This window comes from Verrucosispora sp. WMMC514 (assembly GCF_027497295.1).
GTDB classification, from domain to species: domain Bacteria; phylum Actinomycetota; class Actinomycetes; order Mycobacteriales; family Micromonosporaceae; genus Micromonospora; species Micromonospora palythoicola.
This window is the reverse complement of record NZ_CP114906.1, coordinates 1,045,870-1,069,769: the sequence shown is the minus strand read 5'-3', so window position 1 is coordinate 1,069,769 and position 23,900 is coordinate 1,045,870. Positions and strand designations below refer to the sequence as shown.

21 protein-coding genes and 1 tRNA gene are annotated in these 23,900 nt (G+C 68.5%); 12 read left to right on the top strand and 10 right to left on the bottom strand.

Annotated features, from left to right (window positions below; translation table 11 throughout):
* Positions 1-182 precede the first annotated feature (182 nt).
* From O7597_RS04775 to O7597_RS04755, 5 genes are read right to left on the bottom strand one after another with little or no spacing between them, the layout of a single operon-like run.
* Entirely contained in the window at positions 183-1,532 is a 1,350-nt protein-coding gene (locus O7597_RS04775) for a glycosyltransferase family 2 protein (RefSeq protein ID WP_269737901.1), read from the bottom strand.
* Positions 1,529-2,383, bottom strand: coding sequence for a class I SAM-dependent methyltransferase (locus tag O7597_RS04770; RefSeq protein WP_269737900.1), 855 nt, complete (start codon positions 2,381-2,383; stop codon positions 1,529-1,531). The genes O7597_RS04775 and O7597_RS04770 overlap by 4 nt, the downstream gene beginning before the upstream one ends.
* Complete coding sequence (locus O7597_RS04765) at positions 2,383-3,231, bottom strand: class I SAM-dependent methyltransferase (protein WP_281582115.1); 849 nt, start codon at positions 3,229-3,231, stop codon at positions 2,383-2,385. The genes O7597_RS04770 and O7597_RS04765 overlap by 1 nt, the downstream gene beginning before the upstream one ends.
* Positions 3,228-4,793 carry a lipopolysaccharide biosynthesis protein gene (locus O7597_RS04760; protein WP_281582114.1) on the bottom strand — a complete coding sequence of 522 codons (1,566 nt, stop codon included), beginning with the start codon at positions 4,791-4,793 and terminating at the stop codon, positions 3,228-3,230. The genes O7597_RS04765 and O7597_RS04760 overlap by 4 nt, the downstream gene beginning before the upstream one ends.
* Entirely contained in the window at positions 4,786-5,667 is an 882-nt protein-coding gene (locus tag O7597_RS04755) for a sugar transferase (protein ID WP_281582113.1), read from the bottom strand. Before O7597_RS04755 ends, O7597_RS04760 begins: the two co-directional genes overlap by 8 nt.
* Positions 5,668-6,042: 375 nt before the next feature.
* On the opposite strand from O7597_RS04755, the gene O7597_RS04750 reads away from it, so the two are divergent.
* The 7 genes from O7597_RS04750 (at position 6,043) to O7597_RS04720 (ending at position 15,900) form a co-directional block, all read left to right on the top strand.
* Complete coding sequence (locus tag O7597_RS04750) at positions 6,043-7,104, top strand: GDP-mannose 4,6-dehydratase (protein WP_269737896.1); 1,062 nt, start codon at positions 6,043-6,045, stop codon at positions 7,102-7,104.
* A 530-nt stretch (positions 7,105-7,634) separates the two neighbouring features.
* Positions 7,635-8,192, top strand: coding sequence for a hypothetical protein (locus O7597_RS04745; protein WP_269737895.1), 558 nt, complete (start codon positions 7,635-7,637; stop codon positions 8,190-8,192).
* Positions 8,182-9,687, top strand: a complete 1,506-nt coding sequence (locus tag O7597_RS04740; protein WP_269737894.1) for a glycosyltransferase — start codon at positions 8,182-8,184, stop codon at positions 9,685-9,687. Before O7597_RS04745 ends, O7597_RS04740 begins: the two co-directional genes overlap by 11 nt.
* Positions 9,675-10,532: a choice-of-anchor P family protein gene (locus O7597_RS04735; protein WP_281582112.1), complete on the top strand. Its 858-nt coding sequence runs from the start codon at positions 9,675-9,677 to the stop codon at positions 10,530-10,532. Before O7597_RS04740 ends, O7597_RS04735 begins: the two co-directional genes overlap by 13 nt.
* 3 nt (positions 10,533-10,535) lie before the next feature.
* On the top strand, positions 10,536-11,747 hold the full coding sequence (gene wecB / locus O7597_RS04730) for a UDP-N-acetylglucosamine 2-epimerase (non-hydrolyzing) (RefSeq protein ID WP_269737892.1): 1,212 nt from the start codon (positions 10,536-10,538) through the stop codon (positions 11,745-11,747).
* 13 nt (positions 11,748-11,760) lie between these two features.
* Positions 11,761-13,959, top strand: coding sequence for an acyltransferase family protein (locus O7597_RS04725; protein WP_281582111.1), 2,199 nt, complete (start codon positions 11,761-11,763; stop codon positions 13,957-13,959).
* 687 nt (positions 13,960-14,646) lie between these two features.
* Positions 14,647-15,900, top strand: a complete 1,254-nt coding sequence (locus O7597_RS04720; protein ID WP_281582110.1) for an acyltransferase — start codon at positions 14,647-14,649, stop codon at positions 15,898-15,900.
* 222 nt (positions 15,901-16,122) lie between these two features.
* Here O7597_RS04720 and O7597_RS04715 read toward each other — a convergent pair.
* The 4 genes from O7597_RS04715 to O7597_RS04700 form a co-directional block, all read right to left on the bottom strand.
* Positions 16,123-16,195 (bottom strand) — tRNA-Arg (locus O7597_RS04715).
* 94 nt (positions 16,196-16,289) lie between these two features.
* Positions 16,290-17,327, bottom strand: coding sequence for an alpha/beta hydrolase (locus O7597_RS04710; protein ID WP_281582109.1), 1,038 nt, complete (start codon positions 17,325-17,327; stop codon positions 16,290-16,292).
* Positions 17,328-17,406: 79 nt separating this feature from the next.
* Positions 17,407-17,613, bottom strand: coding sequence for a hypothetical protein (locus tag O7597_RS04705; RefSeq protein WP_269737888.1), 207 nt, complete (start codon positions 17,611-17,613; stop codon positions 17,407-17,409).
* Positions 17,614-17,667: 54 nt separating this feature from the next.
* Positions 17,668-18,087, bottom strand: a complete 420-nt coding sequence (locus O7597_RS04700) for an HPF/RaiA family ribosome-associated protein (protein ID WP_164447469.1) — start codon at positions 18,085-18,087, stop codon at positions 17,668-17,670.
* 348 nt (positions 18,088-18,435) lie between these two features.
* Here O7597_RS04700 and O7597_RS04695 point away from each other — a divergent pair, with 348 nt between their 5' ends.
* From O7597_RS04695 to O7597_RS04680, 4 genes are all read left to right on the top strand, one after another.
* Positions 18,436-19,266 carry a single-stranded DNA-binding protein gene (locus O7597_RS04695; protein ID WP_281582108.1) on the top strand — a complete coding sequence of 277 codons (831 nt, stop codon included), beginning with the start codon at positions 18,436-18,438 and terminating at the stop codon, positions 19,264-19,266.
* Positions 19,267-19,511: 245 nt separating this feature from the next.
* A complete protein-coding gene (locus O7597_RS04690) occupies positions 19,512-20,528 on the top strand; it encodes a cobalamin biosynthesis protein (protein ID WP_269737886.1) in 1,017 nt (338 codons plus the stop codon).
* Entirely contained in the window at positions 20,525-22,066 is a 1,542-nt protein-coding gene (locus O7597_RS04685) for a cobyric acid synthase (protein ID WP_269737885.1), read from the top strand. Before O7597_RS04690 ends, O7597_RS04685 begins: the two co-directional genes overlap by 4 nt.
* A gap of 58 nt (positions 22,067-22,124) precedes the next feature.
* The gene (locus O7597_RS04680; RefSeq protein ID WP_269737884.1) at positions 22,125-22,733 is read left to right on the top strand and encodes a hypothetical protein; all 609 of its coding nucleotides are present in this window, start codon (positions 22,125-22,127) and stop codon (positions 22,731-22,733) included.
* A gap of 1 nt (position 22,734) precedes the next feature.
* Here O7597_RS04680 and O7597_RS04675 read toward each other — a convergent pair whose 3' ends face one another.
* A complete protein-coding gene (locus O7597_RS04675) occupies positions 22,735-23,136 on the bottom strand; it encodes a rhodanese-like domain-containing protein (protein WP_269738699.1) in 402 nt (133 codons plus the stop codon).
* Positions 23,137-23,229: 93 nt separating this feature from the next.
* On the opposite strand from O7597_RS04675, the gene O7597_RS04670 reads away from it, so the two are divergent.
* Entirely contained in the window at positions 23,230-23,853 is a 624-nt protein-coding gene (locus tag O7597_RS04670; RefSeq protein ID WP_332317113.1) for a hypothetical protein, read from the top strand.
* Positions 23,854-23,900: the final 47 nt, after the last annotated feature.

The following is a 23,900-nucleotide window of genomic DNA, read 5'->3' as shown; positions in this document are numbered from 1 at the left end:
CCCTCCGGATTCGTAGGCCAGGGGGATCGACGAAGATCACCCGGTATGTGGTGGCGAGCTGCCGCGCTATTGCGTGCTGGCGGTGCGCGCCGCCGTGCCAAGGGGTGGCGCTGAAGAAGATCACCCAGGTGGCGCCGCCGCTTGCAATGCAAGGGTGCATCGCGGATCCCCGGTCGCTCAGGTCAGTCATGGCCGGCCCGCTGCCTGACCGGCACCCGGCACGTCGCCGGCAGCACCTCGTCCTCGCCGACCCGGCCGAGCACAGTCTGGGCATCCGCGTCGTCGAGCCGGAGCAGCCGGGCACCCGCCTGACGGTCGAGCCAGCGGCGTACGGCGGCGGCGGCGAATCGACGGTTCGCCGTGTCGACGGTTCGTATCCGAGCGCCGAAGGGCAGCGGCGCCGGCGGAGCGAGGTGCCATGCTCTGTCATCGATGCGAGTGACCCGGCTGCGCCAACGTGGACGTGGTGTTGGCGGGTCCACGAGCAGCAGGCGTTGTTCGGGGTCGTCGTGCAGCGCTTCGGCGATCACCGCTCGGTCGGTCTCCGGGGTGGATGGCGTATGCGTGAACACGATCAACCAGTCCCGGATGTCGCCGTCTGGCAGTGGACCGACATCACCTCGAAGGGCGGCTCGCAGGTCGGCGAGGGAGAGCTGAACGGTACGCCCGCAGATGCGCTTGACCGCGTGATCGACCAGGACGACCAGCCGGAACAACGCGACCCGGTGCCGAGGCTGGGTCATCCCGAGGTAGGTCACCAGGCTGCCGAGGAGGTGACGGAAGCGGATGGACGGTCCGAGCAGCCGACAGGAGGCGCCCCGGACGTGGGTCACCACGGCGTTCGGAGTCATCCACAATTGCTGGCCGGCGCGGTGGAGCTGCCGGGCGAGGATGGCGTCGTTCCAGTAGATCGGAAACCGCTCGTCGAAGATGTGATCTGGTGCCAGCACGGCGCGACGCAGCAGCATGCAGCTAGCCGAGGCCAGCAGGCGTGGACGGCTGAAGTCCTCCCCACGCATCTGGAAGGTGTGCAGCGCCTGCCGGAACCCTGGCACTCGGCGTAGCGCGGTGACCAGCGCCAGGGACGCCAGGAACCTCGGCTGCTGGACGTAGTGCTGTTGGAAGGTGCCGTCGGGGTTGAGGTAGAGCGGGCTCACCCCGGCCGCTTCGGGGTGGTCGTCCAGGAACGACAGCATTGTGGAGAGCGCGCCGGGATGAAACGCCACGTCACTGTTGAGCAGCAGGATCAACTCACCGCGGGACTGCCGGTATGCCTGATTGACGGCGGGAGCGAAGCCGACATTACGGCTGTTCCGGATGAGGTGTACTCGGGGCCACCGGGAAAGCAGTTCTGCCGAGCCGTCGCGAGAGGCGTTGTCCACGGCCACGACCTCGTAGTCGAGATCGGGTGGCACGGTGGCCGCCAGCGTCTCCAGGCATTGCCGGGTCTGCTCTCGGGTGTTCCAACTTGTCAGCAGGATGGACAGGGACGGTGCCGACCTGAGCGGCCCGCCTCGCGGTTCAGCGCTCATCGATCCACCGCCGTTTCCTCGCGGCGGGCGAAGACGCGGAGTAGGTCACCGAGGAGCGGATGGCGCATCCGGGGAGACCGGCTGGCGGCGACGTCGGCGACGAAAAGATCCCGGGACCGGCGCAGACGTGCCACCGGCTGCCAGTAGAAGCGGGAGAAGACGGTGTCGTGCGAGACGATCTTGAAGCCTGTCTGGTGCAGCAGTCGACTGAGCGTGTCGGGGGTGAAGTGCCATCGGTGATATTGGGGCGCCACCGCCGGCCATTGGTGTCCGAGGCGGGTGGCGGCGGCGGAGGCGATGTTCGGTACTTCGAGGGCCAGCCATCCGCCGGGCGGCAGTACCTCCCGTGCGGTGTGCAGGAATGTTCGCGGATCGTCGACGTGTTCGAGCACGTGGAACGCGCAGACGACGTCGGCCTGTAGCGTTGGGGCGACCTGCTCGAAGTAGCCCTGTCGTACCGGCACCCGCAGTTGTTCGACGGCGAACTTTGCCGCCACCTGCGAGACCTCCACACCGGTCACGGTGAAGCCGGCGCGCTGGGCTGCTTCCAGGAAGTAGCCGCCCGCGCAACCCGCTTCCACCAGCACCGAAGGTGGCACCACCGTCGACAGCCACCGCAACCGCCGCCCCGCCTCGAACCGTCGCTGGCCGCTGGCAGCGAAATAGTCCTGGTAACCGTCGGTTAGGTAATAGGCCTCGTCATACAGCTCATCCGGTGGCACAGCGACACCCGCCGTCCAGAGAAACCCGCACTCGGCGCAGCGGCGCAGCGTCCCATCAAGAACCCACTCAGGCTGGCCGTCGCGGCCGCACAGGCGGCAGGTGGTCAGTTCGTCGTTGCTGAGCTTCATCAGCCGCTCCGTACATCTCGCGGTCTGCGGGCGATCACCCGCAGGAGGTCTCCCCGCCACCGATGGGTCAGGGCTGGCGAGCGCAGATCGATCCAGTCCGACGGAAGTAGCCGTCGGGCGTGTCGTATGCGGAATCCGATCGGCATGTAGAACCGGAAGGCCGCGGTGTCCTGCCGGACGACCTCGAATCCCTCAGTCGCCAGCAGCCGGGTCAGCGCGGTCGGAGTGAAGTGCCAGCGGTGGTACGCCAGTTGCAGGGCGGGCCATTGGTGTCCGAGGCGGGTGGCGGCGGCGGAGGCGATGTTCGGTACTTCGAGGGCCAGCCATCCGCCGGGCGGCAGTACCTCCCGTGCGGTTCGCAGGAACGTTCGCGGATCGTCGACGTGTTCGAGCACGTGGAACGCGCAGACGACGTCGGCCTGTAGCGTTGCGGCGACCTGCTCGAAGTAGCCCTGTCGTACCGGCACCCGCAGTTGTTCGACGGCGAACTTTGCCGCCACCTGCGACACCTCCACACCGGTGACCGTGAAGCCGGCACGCTGGGCTGCTTCCAGGAAGTAGCCGCCCGCGCAACCCGCTTCCACCAGCACCGAAGGTGGCACCACCGTCGACAGCCACCGCAACCGCCGCCCCGCCTCGAACCGTCGGGGTGCGTTGCGGAAGTAGTCCTCGTAACCGCCGCCCGTGAAGTAGTCCACGTCGTACCGGGCGGGGCCGACGGTCGGATCCGGCACCGTCCAGCCAAGCCCGCAGCAGGTGCAGCGGCGTACGGCACCACCGAGGACCTGGCGGTGTGGCTGGCCGTGTCCACAGTTGAGGCATTGGGCGGGGTGGAGGTCGAGGCTCATCGGTGAACTCCGGTGGCCAGCGTGATTCGGACCCGACCAGCGAGCGACCGCAGCCAGGCTCGCTCGTCGGCTCGCGGATATCCGCAGAGCATGAGCAACCCGGCGGCGAGCGTCAGCGCCAGGCCCGCGCGGGTGGCAACGGCAAGCGCTGCGGAGGATCGTCCCGGACCGTCTGGCAGGTACCCGACGAGCGCGGCCGTGATGACACCCGCCACCGTCGCGGCGGCGGTCGGCACCCACAGTGTCCGCAGCATCGGCCGCACCGGGCGCGCCGTCGCCTGATGGAAGTGGGCCATGAAGTACGCCGTGGCGAGCACCACCGCGAGCGCGGTAGCGGCTGGCACCCCGACCGGACCAGCGAAGATCAGCAGCGGTACGGTCAGTGACACGTTCAGCACGACCGACAGCAGCACGTAGCGCGTCTCAAGGCCGGGACGGCCCTCGACCCGGGCGACGATGGTGGCCGCGCCCATGATCAGGTTGAGTGCGTACGCGGGGGCGAGAACCGCGATGGTCGGCGCGGCCCACGGTACCGGTTCCCCGAGCCACAGCCGCACCAGGGGATCGGCGCTGACCATCAGGGCTGCCGCCGCCGGCGCGAGAAACGCGGCCAGGTGACGTGTCGCGTCAAGGTAGAAGGTGTCGAGCCAAGCCCGTCCTCCAGTGACCGTGCGCCGGACCGCAGCGGGAAACAACACGAGCAGCGCGAAGCCGGGCGGTAGCCGCAACAGATTGAGCAGACGGACGCCGAGATCGGCGTTGCCGGCCACCGCCGGGCCGAAGAAGCCGCCGAGAACGAACCGATCGAGTTCCACGTTCACGGCGGCGGCGCCGCTGGACACCTGGACCCGCAGACCATATTCGGCGATACGACGGACATCGTGACCGGCCAGGCGGCCCCAGCGGGGAGTCAGGTCTCGGTGCCGGTGTTCTGCGGCGGCGGCGAGCAGAATGGTCCGGATCGCGCTTGTCGCTCCGGTGGCGGCGGCGAGTGCGACCAGACCGCCGCCCAGTCGCACCACCGCGATCGTCAATGCCGCCCCGAGGACGGCCATCGCGGTGCTCACCAGTGCCAACGTTCCGTAGCGCTGAACACCCTCCAGCACCGCGCGCCAGGGGAGTTCCACTCCGTTGGCCACCAGACCGAGCAGCAGCCATAGCGCCGCGTGCCACGCGTCTCGGGTCAGCTCACCGAGCCGTAGCAGGTGGGCGATCCACGGCCAACTGGCGGCGAGCGCGAAGAAGGTGAGCCCGCCGAGGATTAGTCCCCAGGCCAGGCCAAGCCCGAGGAGTCGCCTGGTCACCGCGTTCGGCTCGCTGTGGGCGTAGGCGCTCGCCACCTCCCGCACCAGCGCGGAACCGAGACCGAGGTCGAACAGCGCGGCGATGGCGAGCAGACCGGTCAGCAGCACCCAGATGCCGAACGCCTTGGATCCGAGGTGCTGGTAGACAATGGGCAGTGTGACCAGCCCGGCCAGTGCCATCACCACCCGGGCGGCCAGCATGCTCAACGTGTTGCGGGCAAGTCGCCTTCCGCCAGCGGTGCCGGTCGGGCTAGCCACGGGGGAATCCCCGGAACAGGTCCAGGACGGTCAAGGCCAGCAGGCTCAGGTCCAACCGCAGTGAACGACAGTTGAGGTAGAAGAGGTCGCAGCGCAGCTTTTCCTCCACCGTGGCGGCATAGCCACCAGTGAGTTGCGCGAGCCCGGTGAGCCCCGGCCGGGTCAGATGGCGCAGGTCGTAGTGCGGCAGCTGCCGGAACTCTGCGATGAACTCGGGCCGCTCGGGGCGGGGACCGACCAGACTCATCTCGCCGCGGATGACGTTCCACAGTTGCGGAAGTTCGTCCAGGCGAGTGCGGCGCAGATGGCGGCCGACGCGGGTGACCCGGATGTCTTCCGGCTGGGCAAGCACCGGCCCGGTGTCGCGCTCCGAACCGGGTTGCATGGTCCGGAACTTGATCATGTAGAACGGCCGTCCGCCTGTGCCGACGCGCTGTTGACGGTAGAACGGCGGACCGGTGAAGGAAAGCACGATGGTGATGGCGAGGATCAGCGGAAGCGCCGGCAACGCGCTGAGCGCGATGATGCCAAGGTCGAGGCACCGCTTGACATGTAGGCTGGCGCGGCGACGCTGGCTCGACCGCAGGCGGATCCAGGGCAGCCCGCCGAAGCGCCGGAGACCTCGGGTGGGTAGTAGTCCGTAGACCGGCCGTGCCAGCACCAGGATTTCCACGTCCAGTTGCTGGCATGCGGCCACTGTGGGCTCGTCGATGCTGTCGAGCGAATTCTTGAGCAGCAGCACCTTTGGCCGTAGCCGTCGAAGGATCGCCGTGAGTTGTTCGGTGCGACTGGGTGTCGGCACGCGAAGCACAACGTCGAAGTCCTCGTTGAGCCGGTCGGACCGTACGGGTGAGTCGGCCGGTTCGATCACCATTGCGCGTAGGCGTCCGTCGCTAACCTGCCGCGTCGAGGCGCTCCGGTGGCCGCTGAGCAGGGATGTGCGCCCGTGCCGGCGAGTCGGATGTCCAGGCTTCGTTCGCGGAGAATCTTCAGTTGGTGCGACGACTGAAGGTTTGTCCACGTGGCTGACCTCCTCCCACCCGGCCTAAGCAGGTTGATGCTCTCGACAGCACTATGAACGATTCGAAGGGATAAACCGCCCATTTGCCGCAAAACAAAGCTTCTTCGTCTACGGAAACTCGCGCCCGTTTGGTGCGTTTATGTCAGGATGATCCTGCTCAACGGAAGGTACGGCAGGTCGCACGGCCGATGCCGACAGAAGTCAGCACCCCCGCTGTCAAGGAGTTTCATGATGGAATTTCCGCCGAACGGGGCCGAGTCGGCCGGACAAGGCAATTCGGTTCCGAATCGCGTTCTGGTGACCGGTGGAGCCGGATTCATCGGCAGTCACGTCGTTGCGCGTTTGATGCTGATGGGCATTCACGTCAAGGTGCTCGACGACTTCTCGACGGGCCGGGTCGAGAACCTCGCCGATGCCGCGTACGGCGGGCTCTCGCAGTCAGACGTCCTCAGAGGCGACATCCGTACGGCTGAGGCGGTCGACGTTATTTATGAGTGGGAACCCGAAGTGGTGGTACACCTCGCGGGTCAGGGCAGCTTGCAGACCGCCCGGGAGTCAACTCTGTTCGACGCTGATGTGAACATCTTCGGGACGATCAACGTGTTGGACGCCTGTGCGCAGGCTGGCGTGCGGCTGTTCGTGCATGCCGCTAGCAGTGCGATCTACGGCAGCCTCCCGTCGGAGGCCCTGCCGATCCGGGAGAACCGACCACTGGCTGCCACCAATCCGTACGGCATCAGCAAGGCTGTGGCGCTCTGTTATCTGGACTGGTACCGGCGGGAACGCGGCATGTCGTACACGGCTCTGGCGCTCGGCAATGTCTACGGCCCGCCGCCTGCAGGGGGCGGTACCAGCGTGGTGGCCGTGATGACCGAGGCGCTGTTGAACGGCCACCCCCCCACCATCCACGGTGACGGCGAGCAGACTCGAGACTTCGTGCACATCGTGGACGTGGTCGACGCGGTGGCCCGAGCGTGTCACTATCCGGGCGCCGGACTGGTCAACATCGGCACCGGCAGGGAGACCAGCGTCAACGACCTCTATCACCTTGTCAGCTCGGTGCTGGCGGTGGAGGCGGACGCGCACCATGCGCCGCATCCCAACCCGCAGGAGGTGCGCCGGATGGCGCTGGACAGCAGCAAGGCGCTCGCTCAACTCGGGTGGCGGCCCACGATCGGGCTCACCGAGGGAATTGAGCTCACCGTCCGCGAGGCCTGGCGGCGACGCGTAGGGGGCTCAGCGCGTACCTACCGGCCACGACAGGGGCAGCCGGTGGGAGTTTCGCAGTGACCTGTCCCATCCGCTGCGTGTTCAGCCCATAGAGCGGGCATCGCCGATCCAGCCGGGTAGCTGCCGGCCGCTGCGTGTGTCAACAAGCGTGGGTGGGCCGTGTACCTGAACGTGGCCGTGCTGTGCCTGAACATCGCTAACCAGAGCACCCTGGAGTGCCGATCGCCCGGGGGATCCCATGCTGCCCAGCCTCCTTCCAGATTGCCCTGGGCCTGCTCGGTGCTGTCCGTGCCGTCCGGCCGGAGCTCGGTTCCGGGGCAACCTGCGGCGGACCATCACGAAGATCCATCATTTCCGGCATAGGTCACTTATCACCACTTGTGTCCTATATGTTCTTTTTGTCGCGCTGGAGGCGCGGCCTCTGAGTGGAGGGAGTGAAGGCTGATGTACGGGGTTCCGACGAAGGGGCCGGCGGTCGGCGGAGGGCTCGCCACGACCGGCGTAGCGATACATTCCTGGCTGCTCGTCGGGATCGGCCTGATCCTCCTCGGGACCACCCTGTGGCTCGTCACGTTCGTAAGCCGACCTCGATGAGCACGCGGCCGCCGACCGACAGGTCCACCGCGATGAGTTGGCTCCAGGCCTCGCTCGGCGCCGTCTGCGGTATCGCATTAGGAACAGCCCTACTGCGGCGATGGCACGACGTGGCAGTGGTCGAGGCATGGCTGAACGCACGACTGGTCTCCGCGATCGGCCTCGCCGACACCACCTCCATCGGGGCAGCCGTCATTTTCCCGCTTGAACAGCGCTGGGTCGGCTTTCTCGTCTCCACCGGTTGCTCGGTTGCCCTGCTGCTGGTTCCACCCTTCGTTCTCGCTGCGCTGCTGGTCGGCTTCCGGCGGGTGACGCTGGCCCGCGCACTGGTCGCGGTGGCCCTGGCGATCGGTCTGCTCGTGGTGGTCAATCAAATGCGTCTCGCCGCCGTCGTCGCGTCGATGCAGTTGTGGGGCTTCGAGGTCGGCTACCAGCGCAGCCATGTACTCATCGGCTCGGCCATCAGCACCGTCGGACTCATCGCCGTGGCCATCGTCTTCTTCCTCCTGGTAGGGCGCGGAAGCCGGACACGGAGGCCAGCAGGTGCCCGTTGAGATCCAGTCCCTCGCCATTCTGAATACGGCGGCCTTCCTGCTCTGCGTCTACTTCTGCGCGTACGTGCTGAGCATTCTGGTGCTGCATCTACGCACGGGACGGTCAAGCGGTGGCGAGCACAGAAGCTTCGACTGGCACATCGTCATCCCCTGCCGCAACGAGGCCAGTGTGATCGCGGGAACACTGCACCGACTGCTCCGTGACTTTCCTGACGTCACCGTCTGGTGCGTAGACGACGCTTCGGACGACGGCACGGACGCGGTACTGCAGTCCTTCACGGCCGACTCTCGCGTTCGCGTCGTCTCCCGTCGTCTACCCGAAGCCGTTCAGGGCAAGGGGGCGGCGCTGAACGCCGCATGGAAAGCGATCCTGCAACATCTACCGGCAGACGCCGACAACGAACGAATCATCGTCGGCGTTCTCGACGCTGACAGCTACCTGGATCCTCGATGTCGCTCCGCGCTCGCCGGCCCCCGCTATTTCGGCTCCGCGAAGGTAGCCGCCGTTCAGGTCGAAGTTCGCATGATCCAGTGCGCCCGGCCGGCGGGGAACTCCGGTAGGTGGGCCCGGCTGCTGGTTCGGCTACAGGACATGGAATTCCGCGCGCCGATCGCAGCCATGCAGTCGCTGCGGCGCTACACCGCGAGTGTCGCGATGGGCGGTAACGGGCAGTTCACGCGGGTCTCGCTGTTACAGCAACTCGCGACGGAGCACGGGACCCCTTGGCACGGCGCGCTGCTGGAGGACTTCGAACTCGGTCTGCACATCCTGCTGCAGGGTGGCCGCACCGAGTACTGTGCGGAGACCTGGGTCGCCCAAGAGGCGTTGACTCAAATTCGGCCACTGATCCGCCAGCGAACCCGTTGGGCGCAGGGATCGATGCAGTGTGGTCGCTATCTGGCCGCCGTCCTGCACTCTCGACGAATCAGCAACTCTGCCACGCTGGAGATTGCCCACTTCCTCGCAGCGCCGTGGTTCCAACTCGTCGGCACGCCAATCTATGTCGGCTGTCTCGTCGTCCTCGGGTGGTATGTGGCGCAGACGCCCGGCGGCGTCGCCACCTGGTGGGCGGCGGGCGGCTGGGGCGTACCCCCGCTGGTAGCGGTGTTCGGGATCCTTCCGTTCGCGGTCTGGGGCCTGGTCTACCGCAACAGATGCGAGCCGCACCTGTCGGTGGCCGCAGCGTTGGGGCTCGGCGTCGGCCACTGGCTTTACAGCTACGTGCAGTCAGTAGCTGTCTGGATCGCCTTCGCGCGAATGCTCACCTCCCGCTCCGAGTGGCAGAAGACGGCGCGTAGCGCCGATCCGACACCGTCGAGCCAGGCCTCCGACACCGACCCGAATCCGCCGCTGGCGGCCGGCGCTGTCGCGCGCCTCGACGGCCGTCCCCGCGGCACGGTTTCCGTCCCGCAACCCCCGGCACAGCCCACCCCAACCCACCGCCCCGACGGTCCAGTCAGGCACAGAAAGAGAGATCTCGCATGCACAAAGTAAAGTCCGGCGTCGTCCGGGCTGCGGCGACCATCGCCGGCGGTCTGGCACTAGCTGTGGTTGTCGCGTCACCCGCGATGGCCGACACCTCCCAGTCCAGCGCATCGGCACTTCAGATCAGCCTGGTCGGTGGTGGCCTGGCAAGCTCTGGGACCGCCAGCGCCACCAACGACGGCACGACCGAATCCATCTCAGGCAACACGAATCCGCCGCTGGCTGTGCTCGGCGGCCAGAACGTCATCAGCGCCGGAGTCCTCGGGCAGTACGTACGCGCCTACAACGACGGCACCTCCGCAGCCTGCGCTGGCGTACTCGGCAGCGGCGGCGCCATCACCATCGGGCCCGGTGGCGCGTGCACGGTGACTCCCGGTGCCGAGGTGACCCTGACGCTCGGTACCAACGGGCTTGCCACGATCGACCTCGTCGCGGACGCCATCTATTCCGAATGCACCGCGACGAGCAGCCCGTCGGCGACCGGCACCGCAACTCTCGTCAACGCCCGCATCGTCTCGACCGTGCTGGGCGTGCCGACGACTCTGCTCAGCCTGCCCGCCAACCCGGCGCCGAACACCGGGTTGAGCGTCCCCGGCCTGCTGAACCTCACCCTGAACGGGCAGTCCAGTTCCGGCGTCGGCCAACTGACCGTGACGGCACTGGACCTTTCCGCACTGGGTGGCTCGCTCGCCTCGGTGGTCATCGGCCTGTCCAGTTGCGGAGCCAACGCCGTCGCACCGCCCATCCCGGTCATTCCGCTCGCCGGCGCGCCGGTTGCGCTGGGCCTGGGTGCCCTGGCCGCGGGCACCGGTGGCTTCCTCGTGAGCCGCCGTCGACGCGCAGGTCGGAGCTGACCGATGGGTCGTGACAGAGCGAGGCCGCCCGAAGTGCTGATTCTGGCCGGTACGCGACCTGAGGGCGTCAAGATCGCGCCAGTGGCGCGCCTCCTCTGTCACGACCCGAAGCTGAGCACAGTCGTCGTCGACAGTGGTCAGCAACCCGGCCGGGTCGACGAGGCGCTGGCTCCGTTCGGGCTGCGTGCCGACACCGCCCTGGCCCTCAGGCGTCGGACAGGCTCTCTTGCCGAACTCGCTACGGAGCTGACCAGCGCGGTGGAGCTACTGCTGACTGATCGCCGACCAGACGCGGTGGTGGTACACGGAGACACCACCACCGCGTTGGTGAGCGGGCTCGTCGCGTTCTGGAACCGGATACCGGTCGTACATCTGGAAGCCGGTCTGCGTAGTCACCAACCTCAGCAGCCGTTTCCGGAGGAGTCCAACCGGGCGATGCTCGCTCGCATCGCCACGCTGCACCTTGCTCCGACCAGCACGGCGCGACGCAATCTTCTCGCCGAGGGGATACCCGCAGGGCGCATCGTGACCACCGGAAACACCGTCGTCGACGCCGTACGCACGCTGCTGCGAGAGGGGCAGGCCCGCGTTCCCACGTGGATCGATCCGCGTCGCCGTCTGATCGTGGCCACCACGCACCGCAGGGAGAGCTGGGGCGCGGGAATCGCCAAGGTTCTGCAGGCACTGGCCAGGGTCGCCGAGGCCCGGCCCGAGGTGGAACTGGCGGTCATCACTCACCCGAATCCCCGGCTCGCTGAACAAGCCCGGACCGAGCTGCCCGACCTGCCGAACGTCCGACTTCTCGATCCGCTGCCATACCCCGACATGGTGGGACTCCTTCGCGCATCAGACGTCGTGGTGACCGACTCGGGCGGTCTACAGGAGGAGGCAGCCAGCCTCGGTGTTCCGCTTGTTGTCACCCGGACCGCGACCGAGCGACCGGAGATCATCGAGCACCAGCTGGGAGATCTCGTCGGCACCGATCCTGACAGCATCGTCGAGGCCGTTGGTCGCCGCCTCGGTCAATCCGCCCCGGTCAGGGCCCGGGAAATCTACGGCGACGGTCACGCGGCACAGCGGTGCGTTCGAGCCATCAACACCTTGCTAGGCGGGCAGGCAACGCCGAACGTGCCGACACCGAACAGCCGACCTGCGGCACGGCGAGTCATGACCGCAGGCTCCGCGTCCGTTCTCACCGAGACATCCGGTTACTAGGAACGACATCGAGATGAGCCACGATCAATCCCTCATCCGGGGTGGACCATCCCGTCTGCCCGGCGGGACCGAGCGTCGAGCGGCCGGCGGCAATGACACCATCCTGGCAGGCCGCTTTCGCCGTGACATCGAGGGGCTACGAGGACTCGCACTGCTTCTGGTACTGGTCGGGCACGCAGGCGTACCCGGGCTTCCCGGTGCCTTTGTCGCCGTCGATGTCTTCTTCGTGATCTCCGGGTTTCTGATTACCGGGCTCCTCGTCGACGAGGCACGCCGATCCGGCACGATCTCCATCGCCGGCTTCTATGTCCGACGTGCCAAACGCCTGTTGCCGGCCGCGAGCGTCGTCATCGTGGCAAGCGTCCTGCTCACCTACCTGTTCCTGCCACCGATTCGCTGGTCCGAGACGGCCCGGGACGCGCTGGCCAGCACCGCCTACGTGATGAACTGGCGGCTGGTCGAGCAGTCGACTGACTATCTACGTGCTGAGGAAGCACCGAGCATTCTCCAGCACTTCTGGTCGCTCGCGGTGGAGGAGCAGTTCTACCTACTGTGGCCGCTGCTCCTGCTCGGCGTCGCTATGCTGAGCCGGCACCGCCATAAGCGTGGGCTCACCCCCCGAAAACCAGCCGCGTGGCACGGACTTTCGGGTCGTCACCGCAAGCGGCTTCTCGGTGACCGGATGGCCGTGTCGTTGCTGGTCGCCTTCACTTTGGTCGGCGTTCCGTCCCTGGTGTGGTCGATACAATTGAGTCTGGTCGATCCCGCGCAGGCTTACCTTGTCACCACCACTCGTGTGTGGGAGTTGGCCCTGGGTGGTGCCTTGGCGATCCTGGGCGGACAGTTGCACCGGCTGTCGCGTCGAGTCGCCCTGGTCCTTGGCTGGACCGGGATGGCTGCGGTGGCTTTCGCGGCGGCGTCGGTCCGACCGGAGACGGCGGCCTACCCGGGATACCTCGCGCTGCTACCTACGCTCGGCGCCGTCGCCATCATCGCGGCCGGCCCCAGCGCTGGCCGGTACGGTCCCGCTCTGCTCCTCGAACTACGGCCGATTCGGGCGGCCGGGGTCGTCTCGTACTCCTGGTATCTGTGGCACTGGCCGTTGCTGGTGGTGGCGGAGACACGGTGGGGCCAGTTGGATACCGTCGCGGGACTCGCGATGATTCTCTGTTCGGCGGTGCCGGCGGTGCTGACCTATCACCTGGTGGAGAACCCATTTCGGCACAGCCGGTTCTCCAGGGCCGGCACCCTCCGCCTGGGCCTGGTCGCGACCAGCGTGACAGCCCTCACTGGGGTCGGGCTTCAGATTGCTGTCCGGCCACCGGCAGCATCGGTGCCCACGAACCCGCAGCATGTGGCCGGCGCAACGAGCGGTGCGCTACCCGGTAGCAGCGCCTCGATGGCGTTGGTGGACCAGTTCCCCAGTATCCATCCTGATCCGCTCGAGGCCCGTGACGACCTGCCCGATGTCTATCAGGACGGCTGTGTCACGCAAGCACGGGAGTCGGACCTGCGGAGTTGTGTCTACGGCAACCGTGACTCAGCGGTCGAGGTGGCCCTGGCAGGCGACTCCCACGCGGCGCACTGGGTGCCGGCGCTGCAGGTCGTTGCGGCCGAGCGCGGCTGGCGCCTGGTTACCTACATCAAGACCACGTGTTCCTTCTTGGCGGCGCCGACCGTCATCGGCGGACGGGCTGATGATAGTTGCACCGAGTGGAACCGGCGGCTTCGAGCGGCGCTAGTGGGCGAACGACGCCCTCGACTCCTGATCGTCTCCAGCGTGACCCAGATTCCTCTGGTGAATGGCAGTACACCACCTCCCGGCCCGGCAACCGCGGAAGCGCAGGCGGCAGCGCTGCTGGAAACATGGTCGGAGTTCACAAACGTCGGGCTGCCACTGATGGTCATCCGAGATACACCAGCATTCAGAATCGACATGGCCGAATGTGTTTCGGCTAATCGCGAGCGGCTAACCAGCTGCGCACAGCCACGGCAAAGCGCGCTCGCCTGGGGCCTCCCTCAGCAGGCTGCTGCGGCCTCATTGCCGGCAGTGCATCTCGCTGATCTGAATGACGAAATCTGTCCCTTCGAGCTGTGCCCTCCTGTGATCGATGGGGTACTCGTGTATCGGGATGCTCACCATTTGACCGCCACGTATGCCCGCAGGCTCGCACCAAAGTTCCATGATCTGCTGCGTAAGCATCTACCTTGAGTCGGCCTCAATCTTACGACGATTCCCGGGTGCCCGTGGCGGTCACCAGTCGGTCCCGCCTCATTTCAGCTGACGAGTTCACGTTGATTGCTTCTTTCAGCATTCGGTGGCTGAACTGTTCCTACCGTTCGTAAGACCTTTCGGGTGGTCTGTGTGCGTTCGCCGGTATCTCCTGGTATTTCTGCCACACTGATCCTTGCGACAACTCGAACGTCACGCGAAATCCGGTCCTGCAAGCACTTAGTCGGAGGATCGGATGACGCCTCTATTGTGCTGTCTCCTCGAGAACCCGAGGTCGGCGGCGCAAGGCGGCAGATCCCGGACATAATCCGGGTGATATCGCCATCGTAGGCACTCGTGGTATGTGATCGGGTTCGTGTTCAGGGAAACGCGTCCTGGTCGTGTCGAGCTATTTCCAGGACCGGTAGCACTTGATTGGTGAGGGCGTGGCCGGATCTGGTCGGGCGTGCCGCCCGGTGGTGAACGTGGAAAAGGAGTGCCACGCAGCCACCGGGCGGCGCTCCTCGCTTCCGTTTGCGCCTCCACGGCCGAGGTGGGGGCGCATCCAGCCGGCGGTCGCGAGCGGGCCGCCGGCCATTCACGGGTCTCGTTGGGGCTAGGGCAAATGATTTGGACCGAGACGTTCTGCTCGGACACCTACCAAACTCATTAAGAAGGGGTCGTCAGGTGCAGGCGTGGCTCGAGGAACAGCGCTCCCAGACACTGCGAGATAGGTACTCGGCTCAACACAACGCTTTCGGCGTGCTGCGCCTCATGATGGCCTGCGGGGTGGTGATCGCGCACGCGGGGCCGATCGGGTTTGGCGAGGCGAACCTTGGTACGACGCTCTTCGCGGGGCAGAGCGACATCGGGACGATGTGCCTCTACGGCTTCTTTCTGATCTCCGGATTTCTAATCACGGACAGCGCGCTACGATCATCGCTGCCACAATACATCCGCGCCCGCCTACTTCGGGTCTTTCCTGGCCTGTGGGTTTGTCTCGTGGTGACGGCCTTCGCGATCGCGCCACTGGTGGCCCTGCACGAAAACGGTAGCCTTAACGGCTTCTGGGGGCATCCGGAAGGTCCCTTTGAATACGTCACCACGAACCTGTTCGCCTCGATGGAGCAATTTCCCATCTCCGGTCTCCTCGCCGACACACCCTACGGGCAGATTTTTGGGGGACCTAGCGCGTTCGACGGCTCGCTCTGGACGCTCCGATACGACCTCGCCTTCTACGGTCTCATCGGCATCCTTCTCATGACATCGGTGCTGCGCCGGTCACCGCGTGTGATACTCCTGCTGACGGGCGTCTGCTACGCACTGGTACTACGGGACTTCGTCACGGGTCCCACGCTCACCTCGCGTCCACCGCAGCACGGTGCCATCGGCCCGTTCCCGATGATCGGAGCCTTCGCCGTCGACTGGACGCTGATGCTCGGCTTTCTCTTCCTGCTCGGCGTCGCCGCCCGGCTCTACGCGCACCGGATCCCCATCAACGGCACCCTGGCAGGGCTTGCCGCCGCAGTTCTGGTCATCTCCCTCTGGCGCGGCGGCTTCTTCGCGGTAGGTTTACCGACGTTCGCTTACCTGGTCCTGTTCGCGGCGGTGACACTGCCGAAGAAGCTTTCCCGAGTCAGTCGGCGGCACGACTACACCTACGGCATATATATCTACGGGTTTCCAGTGCAGCAGGTGATCGCCCTGCTCGGCGGTGCACAATTCGGAATGACGGTGTACATCTTGCTGAGTCTGCTCGGTTCGTTGCTCTTCGCTGTGCCCTCCTGGCACCTGGTCGAACGACCCGCGCTACGACTCAAGACCGAAAGCGTGCGCGCCGGGTCCGGCGCTGCTGCCGACACTGATCAGGTTGAGCAGTTGGCGGAGACGGTGCCGACGGCCGACCCTGGGCGCCTGTCGCCGACGGAGCGCCACGGATAACTTGTCCACCGGGTCGTAACCGGTCTTGTTGGCGCCTTACTGCCTGCACCTACCGGACGCTCCCTGTCCGAGTGTTGGCGTTCGAAGTCACCACTCGTCTGGTGCTTCGTCGGGCGAGGGCTGCACACCCGGGCTCACCTAAGGTATGCCTAAATCAAAGAATGTCATTCATGAAGATCGCGAAAATTGCTAGAAACCGCAGGTCAGAGCCATGTGGTGGAGCGCGCCCGGCAGGATTCGAACCTGCGGCCTTGGGATTAGAAGTCCCCTGCTCTATCCGCTGAGCTACGGGCGCAACGTGGTATCGCGCGAGAAGGGTACCGCCGCCCGGCTCTCGCCCGGTGGAACGGGTGGTCAGGCCGGACGTAGCGGCCGGGTGTCGGCGACGGTCAGGCGTCCGCGGGAAAGCGGTCGGCCGGCGGGTGTTCCTCCTCGGCCGAGGGCCGGGGCTGCGGCGGGGTCGGGTGGGTCGCCGTCGGTCCGGCGCCGAGGAAGGCGTCGGCCCAGCGGCCGACCTCGGCGAAGACCTTCTCACGTACGGCGGGGCCGGAGAGCGTGAGGTCGTGCAGGCCGCCGTCGAAGCGGGACACGGTGACGTGGTGGCCGAGTCGGGGTGCCCAGCGGACCATGTGTTCGACGTCGAGGACGGCGTCGGCCAGGGTCGCCGCGTCCTGCCATTTTGTGCCCCGGAACGACCGGGTCGAGCAGGCGAGCAGCACCGGCACCGGGATGTCCAGGCCGGCGCGCAGCCGCCGCTGGCCGGTGCGGACGGCATCCAGCCAGCCGGCCCGGACAGGGAAGCCGGCAAGTGGCTTCCAGGCCAGGTCGTACGTCCACTCGCCGCGATGGTCGGCGTGCAGGCTCTCGCCGTACACGGTGCCGAGCGAAAAGGGGAGGATGCGGTGCGGCGCCCTGCGGCCCAGGCGGGCGACGGCGGCCGCGAGGGGCCTCCGGACGAACCAGGGGGCGTTGAGGTCGAAGAAGGGACTGTTGAGGAAGAGCCCGTCGACGAGCCCGGCGTCGCGGCGGGCGTCGGCCCACAGGGAGAGGATCAGGCCGCCGGTGGAGTGGCCCATGGCCAGCAGGGTCTCGTGCCCGTCCCGGTCGCGGACGAGTTGTGCGGCGGCGTCCAGTTCGGGGAAGTAGTCGGCGAGGTCACGGCAGAAGTTCGGGGTCTGGTGCGGCAGCAGGCTGCGACCGTACTTGCGCAGGTCGAGAGCGTAGAAGTCCCAGCCGCGTGCGGCGAAGAAGTCGGCCACGTGGGTCTGGAAGAAGTAGTCGACGAAGCCGTGCACGTAGAGCACGGCCCGTCCGGTGGGGCGCTCCGGTCGGCGGCGGACCAACGTCGCCACCACCGGGCCCTCGTCGTCCCGGCCCAGGTCGATGATCTCCCGCTCGTAGGGCGGGCCAAGCAAGTCCGGTTCCACCTCGCCGACGGTACGCCGGCTGGCTACCGGGCGGTAGCCCCCGTCCGCCGGTACCCGGCGGACGGGGGCTGTTCGCTGGTCAGTCGCCTACGGCCTCCCGACCGGACGGCTCCTGCGAGGTCGTGGCCCGCCCCCGGTCGGGACCGTACGGCGACACCTGGTCGACCGGCACCGAGCGGTGCTCCCGCCGGGCCGAGGACGAACCGCCCTCGATCGGGCCGTCGCTGTCCTGGACCAGCCGGGTCTCGCCGCTGCGGCGCATCTCGGGCTGCTGCACGTTCGGCATGTCGTTCACCTCCACGGTGGCGTGGCCGGGGCGTTCGTCGCCCCGGCCCGGCGCTCACCTTTCGTCGGTCGTCGTCCCGGCGCCGGCCAACTCGTCGGTAGGCGTGGCCGGGCCGGGCGGTTCGTTGACCCGCAGGTGCTTGTTGTTGCGGGGCTCCTGCCGGGTCTTCGCGTCGTTCAACTGGCGACGCAGGTCGTCGCGGACGTCGTTGAGCGCGGCGTGCAGGTCCTCCTCGGTCGAGGTGGCCACCACCCGTTGCCGGCCGGCGATCCAGCACTCCAGGGTGACCTTCTGACCCTTGGCCTCCCGGTCCTTCACCGACAACTCCATGTCGGTGGCGTCGGCGTGGAAACCGGCCAGGCGGGCGTCGAGCGTGGCGAACTGCTCGACGATGCGGTTCCGCTCCCGGTCGGAGAAACCCGCGCCCAGCCTGAGGCACGTGGCCACGGTGGCGGGGTTCTGCACGGCGCTCATCGCCGCACCTGCCCGGAGAGGCGGGCGGAACGGGTGACGGTCATCATCATGATCGCTGACCTTTCGTTCGACGTCGTGCTCACGCGTGCGGTTGTAGAGATCCCTACCCAGGTCGGCTCCGTCCGGAACGTGACCATTTCCGCTTCCCATTGATCATCGATGGCCGGTCGCCCGGCGGGCAGGGGCGATGGGCCTACCACATCAGGACCTTGATCAGGCGTTTGTCCACAGCTGGTCCGGTCGTCCACAGATGCCGCCTGCTGGGCTGTTCGGGGCGGCCGCCAGCCCGCAGGCTCGGTGACGAGTCGACTCGCCGAAGCCAGGCCCCGACCCTTCAAGGGAGGAACGATGTTCGATACCTATATGACGATTGTCGGAAATGTTCTGACTGCGCCGGAATGGCGCCGCACCGCCCAGAGCAACACCCTGGTGGCCAACTTCAAGGTCGCCTCGACCGCTCGACGCCTCGACCGGGACAGCGGACGCTGGGTCGACGGCAACAGCCTGCGGGTACGCGTCAACTGCTGGCGCAAGCTCGCCGAGGGAGTCGCCGCCTCGGTGATGGTCGGCGATCCGGTGGTGGTCTGCGGCCGGCTCTACACCCGCGACTGGGTCGACGACGCCGGCAACCACCGCACCCTGTACGAGTTGGAGGCCGTCGCGGTCGGCCACGACCTGTCCCGGGGACGGGGAAGGTTCCTGCGCAACCGGCCCACCCTGGCCACCAGCGCGGTCTCGGACGCCGACGCGGAGCGGCGGGTGCAGGGGGAGCCGACCGAGCCAGTTCCGGACGACGAGGCGCCCGCCCGACTCGACCACCGCCCGGTCGACGACGACTTCGAACTCGCCGACATGTCCGGCTTCGGGGCTGGTTCGGCCGGCGCCCGCCACCCTGGTCCGCCCGGCGACTTCGACCCGGGCTCGACGGTCGGGTCCGGCCCGGGCTCGGCGGTCAGGTTCGACTCGACGCCCGGCTCCGTGCCGTCGGGCGACGACCACCTGTCGTCGGAGTTCGACGACATCGCCGACGCTGGCGAAGGCGTCGCCGACGAACTGGCTCCGGTGCCCGCCGACGCCACCGAGTCCGAGCTGGCGGTGCGCCCGGAGGAATCGGGGGCGGGCGATGCCGCGACCGGGCGTGGTCGTCGAGGGCGCGGCAAGCTGCCGCAGCCTGTCTGACCTGGCACGGAAGCTGGCCGGCGACGATTGGTGACCGGGTTCGCCCGACGGAGTGCGGCCCGGCCACTCGGCCCGGCGTCGAGGTGACCGGGTTTCGACGACGGGCCCGGTCGCCCATCGGCGGACGTGGCGCCAGCGGGTACGACCGCGGCGTAGGCGGGCTGCGCCTGCGGCGTGAGCGGCTCCGCCGGGGCCGATCCGGACGGCACCGCTCGGCTAGGCTGACCGCCCGGGGGTGACATGCCGTGCGACACGCGGGTGCGGTGGCGAACGCGACGGGACTGGTCGCGGGCTACGCGCTGGACGCGCTGTTCGGTGACCCGCGCAGAGGGCACCCGGTGGCCGGATTCGGCCGGGCCGCCGCCGCCCTGGAACGTCGCCTCTACCGCCCGGAACAGCTGGCCGGTGCGATCTTCACCGCGCTCTGTGTGGGCGCGCCGGTGGCGATGGGGGTGGCTGCCACGGTGGGCACCCGGCGTCGGCCGGCGGCCCGGGCCGTGCTTGTCGCCGCCGGCACCTGGGCCGTGCTGGGCGGGCGCAGCCTGCGCCACGAGGCGAAGACGATGGGCCGGTCGTTGCGCGGCGGTGACCTGCCGGCGGCCCGACAGCGGCTCGGGCATCTCTGCGGGCGGGACCCGTCGACACTCGACGAGCCCGAGATCGCGCGCGCGACGGTGGAGTCGGTGGCGGAGAACACCTCCGACGCGGTGGTCGCCCCGCTGGTCTGGGGTGCGGTCGCCGGGCTGCCCGGCCTGCTCGGCTACCGCGCGGCGAACACTCTCGACGCGATGGTGGGCCACCGCAATGTTCGGTACGCCCGGTTCGGCACCCCGGCTGCCCGCCTGGACGACCTGCTCAACCTGGTGCCGGCCCGGCTGACCGGGCTGCTGACCGTGGCGCTGGCGCCGGCCGGAAAGGGCGACCGGGCCCGGGCCTGGCGGGTGTGGCGGCGCGACCGCGACGACCATCCCAGCCCCAACGCCGGGCAGTGCGAGGCGGCGATGGCCGGGGCGTTGGGCGTACGGCTGGGTGGACGCAACGTGTACTTCGGCCGTACGGAGGTGCGTCCGTTCCTCGGTGACGGGCCACGTCCCGAGGCACGGCATCTGGCGCGGGCCGCCCGCATCTCCCGGGCGGTCGGGCTGGCGACCCTCGGTCTCGCGGTGGCGTACCCGATGACCGCGGGTCGCCTGGTGGCTGCCGCCGCCCGCCGGGCCGGTCCGCTGGCCGGCAACGCGGCTCGGCGGGCGGGCCGTCGGTGAGCGGTGGGCTGCTGGTGGCCGGGACGACCTCGGATGCCGGCAAGAGTGTGCTCACCGCCGGCATCTGCCGGTGGCTGCACCGGCGAGGTGTGAAGGTGGCGCCCTTCAAGGCGCAGAACATGTCAAACAACTCCGCCGTGGTGCTCGGGCCGGACGGCCGGGGCGGCGAGATCGGCCGGGCCCAGGCGATGCAGGCGGCGGCCTGCGGGCTCGCGCCGGACCTGCGATTCAACCCGGTGCTGCTCAAGCCCGGCAGCGACCTGGCCAGCCAGGTGGTCCTGCTCGGCGAGGCGGTCGACACGATCACCGCCGGCACCTTCCGGACCCTGCGTCCCCGGCTCGCCGAGACCGCGTACGCCGCCCTGACCGAGCTGCGCTCGGAGTACGACGTGGTGATCTGCGAGGGCGCCGGCAGCCCGGCGGAGATCAACCTGCGCGACGGCGACTACGTGAACATGGGGCTGGCCCGGCACGCGCGGCTGCCCACGATCGTCGTCGGTGACATCGACCGGGGTGGTGTGTTCGCCGCGATGTTCGGCACCCTCGCCCTGCTCGACCCCGCCGACCAGGCCCTCGTCGCCGGCTTCGTGGTCAACAAGTTCCGCGGCGACCGGGGTCTGCTCGCCCCCGGGCTGGAGATGCTGCGGCAGCTCACCGGGCGTCCGACGTACGGGGTGCTGCCCTGGGCCCTGGACCTGTGGCTCGACGCGGAGGACTCCCTCGCCTACGGCCGGGTACTCGGTCGCCCGTCCGCCCCGCACGGCACCGAATGGCTCGACGTGGCCGTGCTGCGGCTGCCCCGGATCAGCAACGCCACCGACGTCGAGGCGCTGGCGACCGAGCCGGGGGTGCGCGTACGTCTGACCGTCGAGCCGGCCGAACTCGCCGCCGCCGACCTGGTGGTGCTGCCCGGCTCGAAGTCGACGGTGGCGGACCTGGCCTGGCTGCGCGAGACGGGCCTTGCCGACGCCGTCACGGCGCACGTGGCGGCGAACCGTCCGCTGCTCGGCATCTGCGGCGGCTACCAGATGCTGGCCCGCGCCATCCACGACCCGGTGGAGAGCCGGCAGGGCACGGTGCCCGGTCTCGGCCTGCTCCCCATCGAGATCACCTTCGACCGCCGCAAGACCGTCCGACCGGCGGTGGGCAGCTTCGCGGGTGACCGTCCGGTCCACGGCTACGAGATCCACCACGGTCACGTCTCGACCGCCGACCCCCGGTTGGTCCCGTTGCTGCGGTACACCGGCGGCGCCGACGAGGGTGCCATGCACGGCGTCGTGCACGGTACCCACTGGCACGGCACGTTCGAGTCCGACGAGTTCCGTCGCTGGTTCCTCACCCGGGCGGCCCGCCTCGCCGGACGTACCGGCTTCCGGGTCGCACCGGACACCTCCTTCGCCGCCGCCCGGGAACGCAATCTCGACCTGCTCGGCGATCTGGTCGAGGAGCACCTGGACACCGACGCCCTGTGGCGACTCGTCGAGGACGGGCCCCCGACCGACCTACCGTTCGTCCCACCCGGCGCCCCGCGACGGTGAGCCGGGATGCCCGGCCGGCGGGCGCCGGAGGGACGGCCCGCTGTGGCACGATCTCGTGGTGATCGATACCCGCCGTCTGGGCCGGCTCGCTCTGGTGCTCCCGGTCGTGCTCACCGGCTGCGCCGGCACCGCCACCCCGGCACCCAGCTCACCCCCATCACCCGCCGCGTCCTACCGCCTGGTGGACGACCTCTGCATCAAGCTCGACCACCAGCCGTTGATCGACGTGGCCGGCGGGACGACACGGGTACGAGACCGCCCCGACCGGCCGGACCGCAAGAGCTGTGTACTCAGCGCAGTGTCGGAGGACCCCCTGGCGATCCACGCGGTCACCATCACCATGCTGGTCGCAGATTCGACGACAGCGGCCCGTGAGTCTCTCGGTGGTCCGCCGCCCGCCGGAGCGCAGGGCATCGCCCGGGAGGCCAGCGGGGTCGGCGAGGGCGCCTGGGTGTCGATCCCACCGGCCAACGGCCCGATGACTGATCCACCGGAGCCCTACGACGGGCCGGTGAACAGCCGGCTCTCGATGGCGGCGGCGATGGCGGGAACGGCCGTGGTCCATTTGCAGCTCAACTTCATCGCGGCGCAGGTGCCGAACGAGGCCCAGACCGAGGAACTGGCGATGGAGTACGCCAGGCAGACCCTGGATCTGATGGCCTACTGAATCAGTAGCGGACGTCGGCGGATTGGTCGGAGAAGGGCAGGCCGGCCGACCGCCACGCCTCCACTCCGCCGATCATGTCGGTCGCCCGGTGCAGGCCCAGGGCGCGCAGGCTCGCGGCGGCGAGGCTGGAGCTGTATCCCTGCCGGCACATCACCACGATCTCAAGGTCGTACCCGGTGGCCTCGGGGATCCGCCAGTCGCTGGCCGGGTCGAGCCGCCACTCCAGCACCGTCCGGTCGATCACGATGACGCCGGGCAGGTCGCCCTGTTCCCGACGCTGTGCGTCGGTGCGCGTGTCGATCAGGAGTGCGCCACGGCTCGCGGCCTGCACCGTCTCCTGCGGGGTCAACCGGGTCATGCCCGCGCGGGCCTGTTCCAGCAACGCCTCGACGCCGGGACTCATCACGGAATGGGACACGCCACGAGCATGCCGCCCGGTGCCCGGGCGTGCGATCCGAAGTGGCCCGGGACAACCCGATCGGTAACGTCGGTGTCCGTGGTGGTGGTCTTCGAGGCGTACGCCGGACTTGCTCGACGGGTGTTGGCGGGGCCGGCCCGGCTGGGGCGTACCCGGTTGGTGGCCGTCGACGGGCCCAGCGGCGCCGGCAAGACGGTCTTCGCGGCGCGCCTGGCCGATGCCCTCGCCGCCGCGACGCCCGACGCCACCCGGCCACCGGTGGTGCACACCGACGACCTGCTCGACGGATGGGACGACCAGCTCACCTTCTGGGACCGGCTGGAGGAGCAGGTGCTGGCGCCGGTACGAGCCGGGCGGGCCGGCGCCTACCGGCGCTACAGCTGGGTGCGCCGGCGTTTCCTGCCCACGCCGGTGCCGGTGCCGGTCGCGCCGGTGCTGATCGTGGAGGGGGTCAGCGCGGCCCGGACGACCGCCGTGGCGAGCTTGACCCTGGCGGTCTTCGTCACCGCCCCGCAGCCACTGCGGCTGGACCGGGCGGTGGCCCGCGACGGCCCGGCGATCCTGCCGGAGCTGCGTCGTTGGCATGTCACCGAACGCGCCCACTTCGCCGCCGACGGCACCGAGGCCCGCGCCGACCTGGTCGTCGAGGGCGCACCGGTCCTGCCGCATGCCGCCGAGCGCTACTACTGCCGACGCGGCTGACCGCACCGGCCGTACCACCCGCCGGCGCCGACCCGCCACCGTCGGAC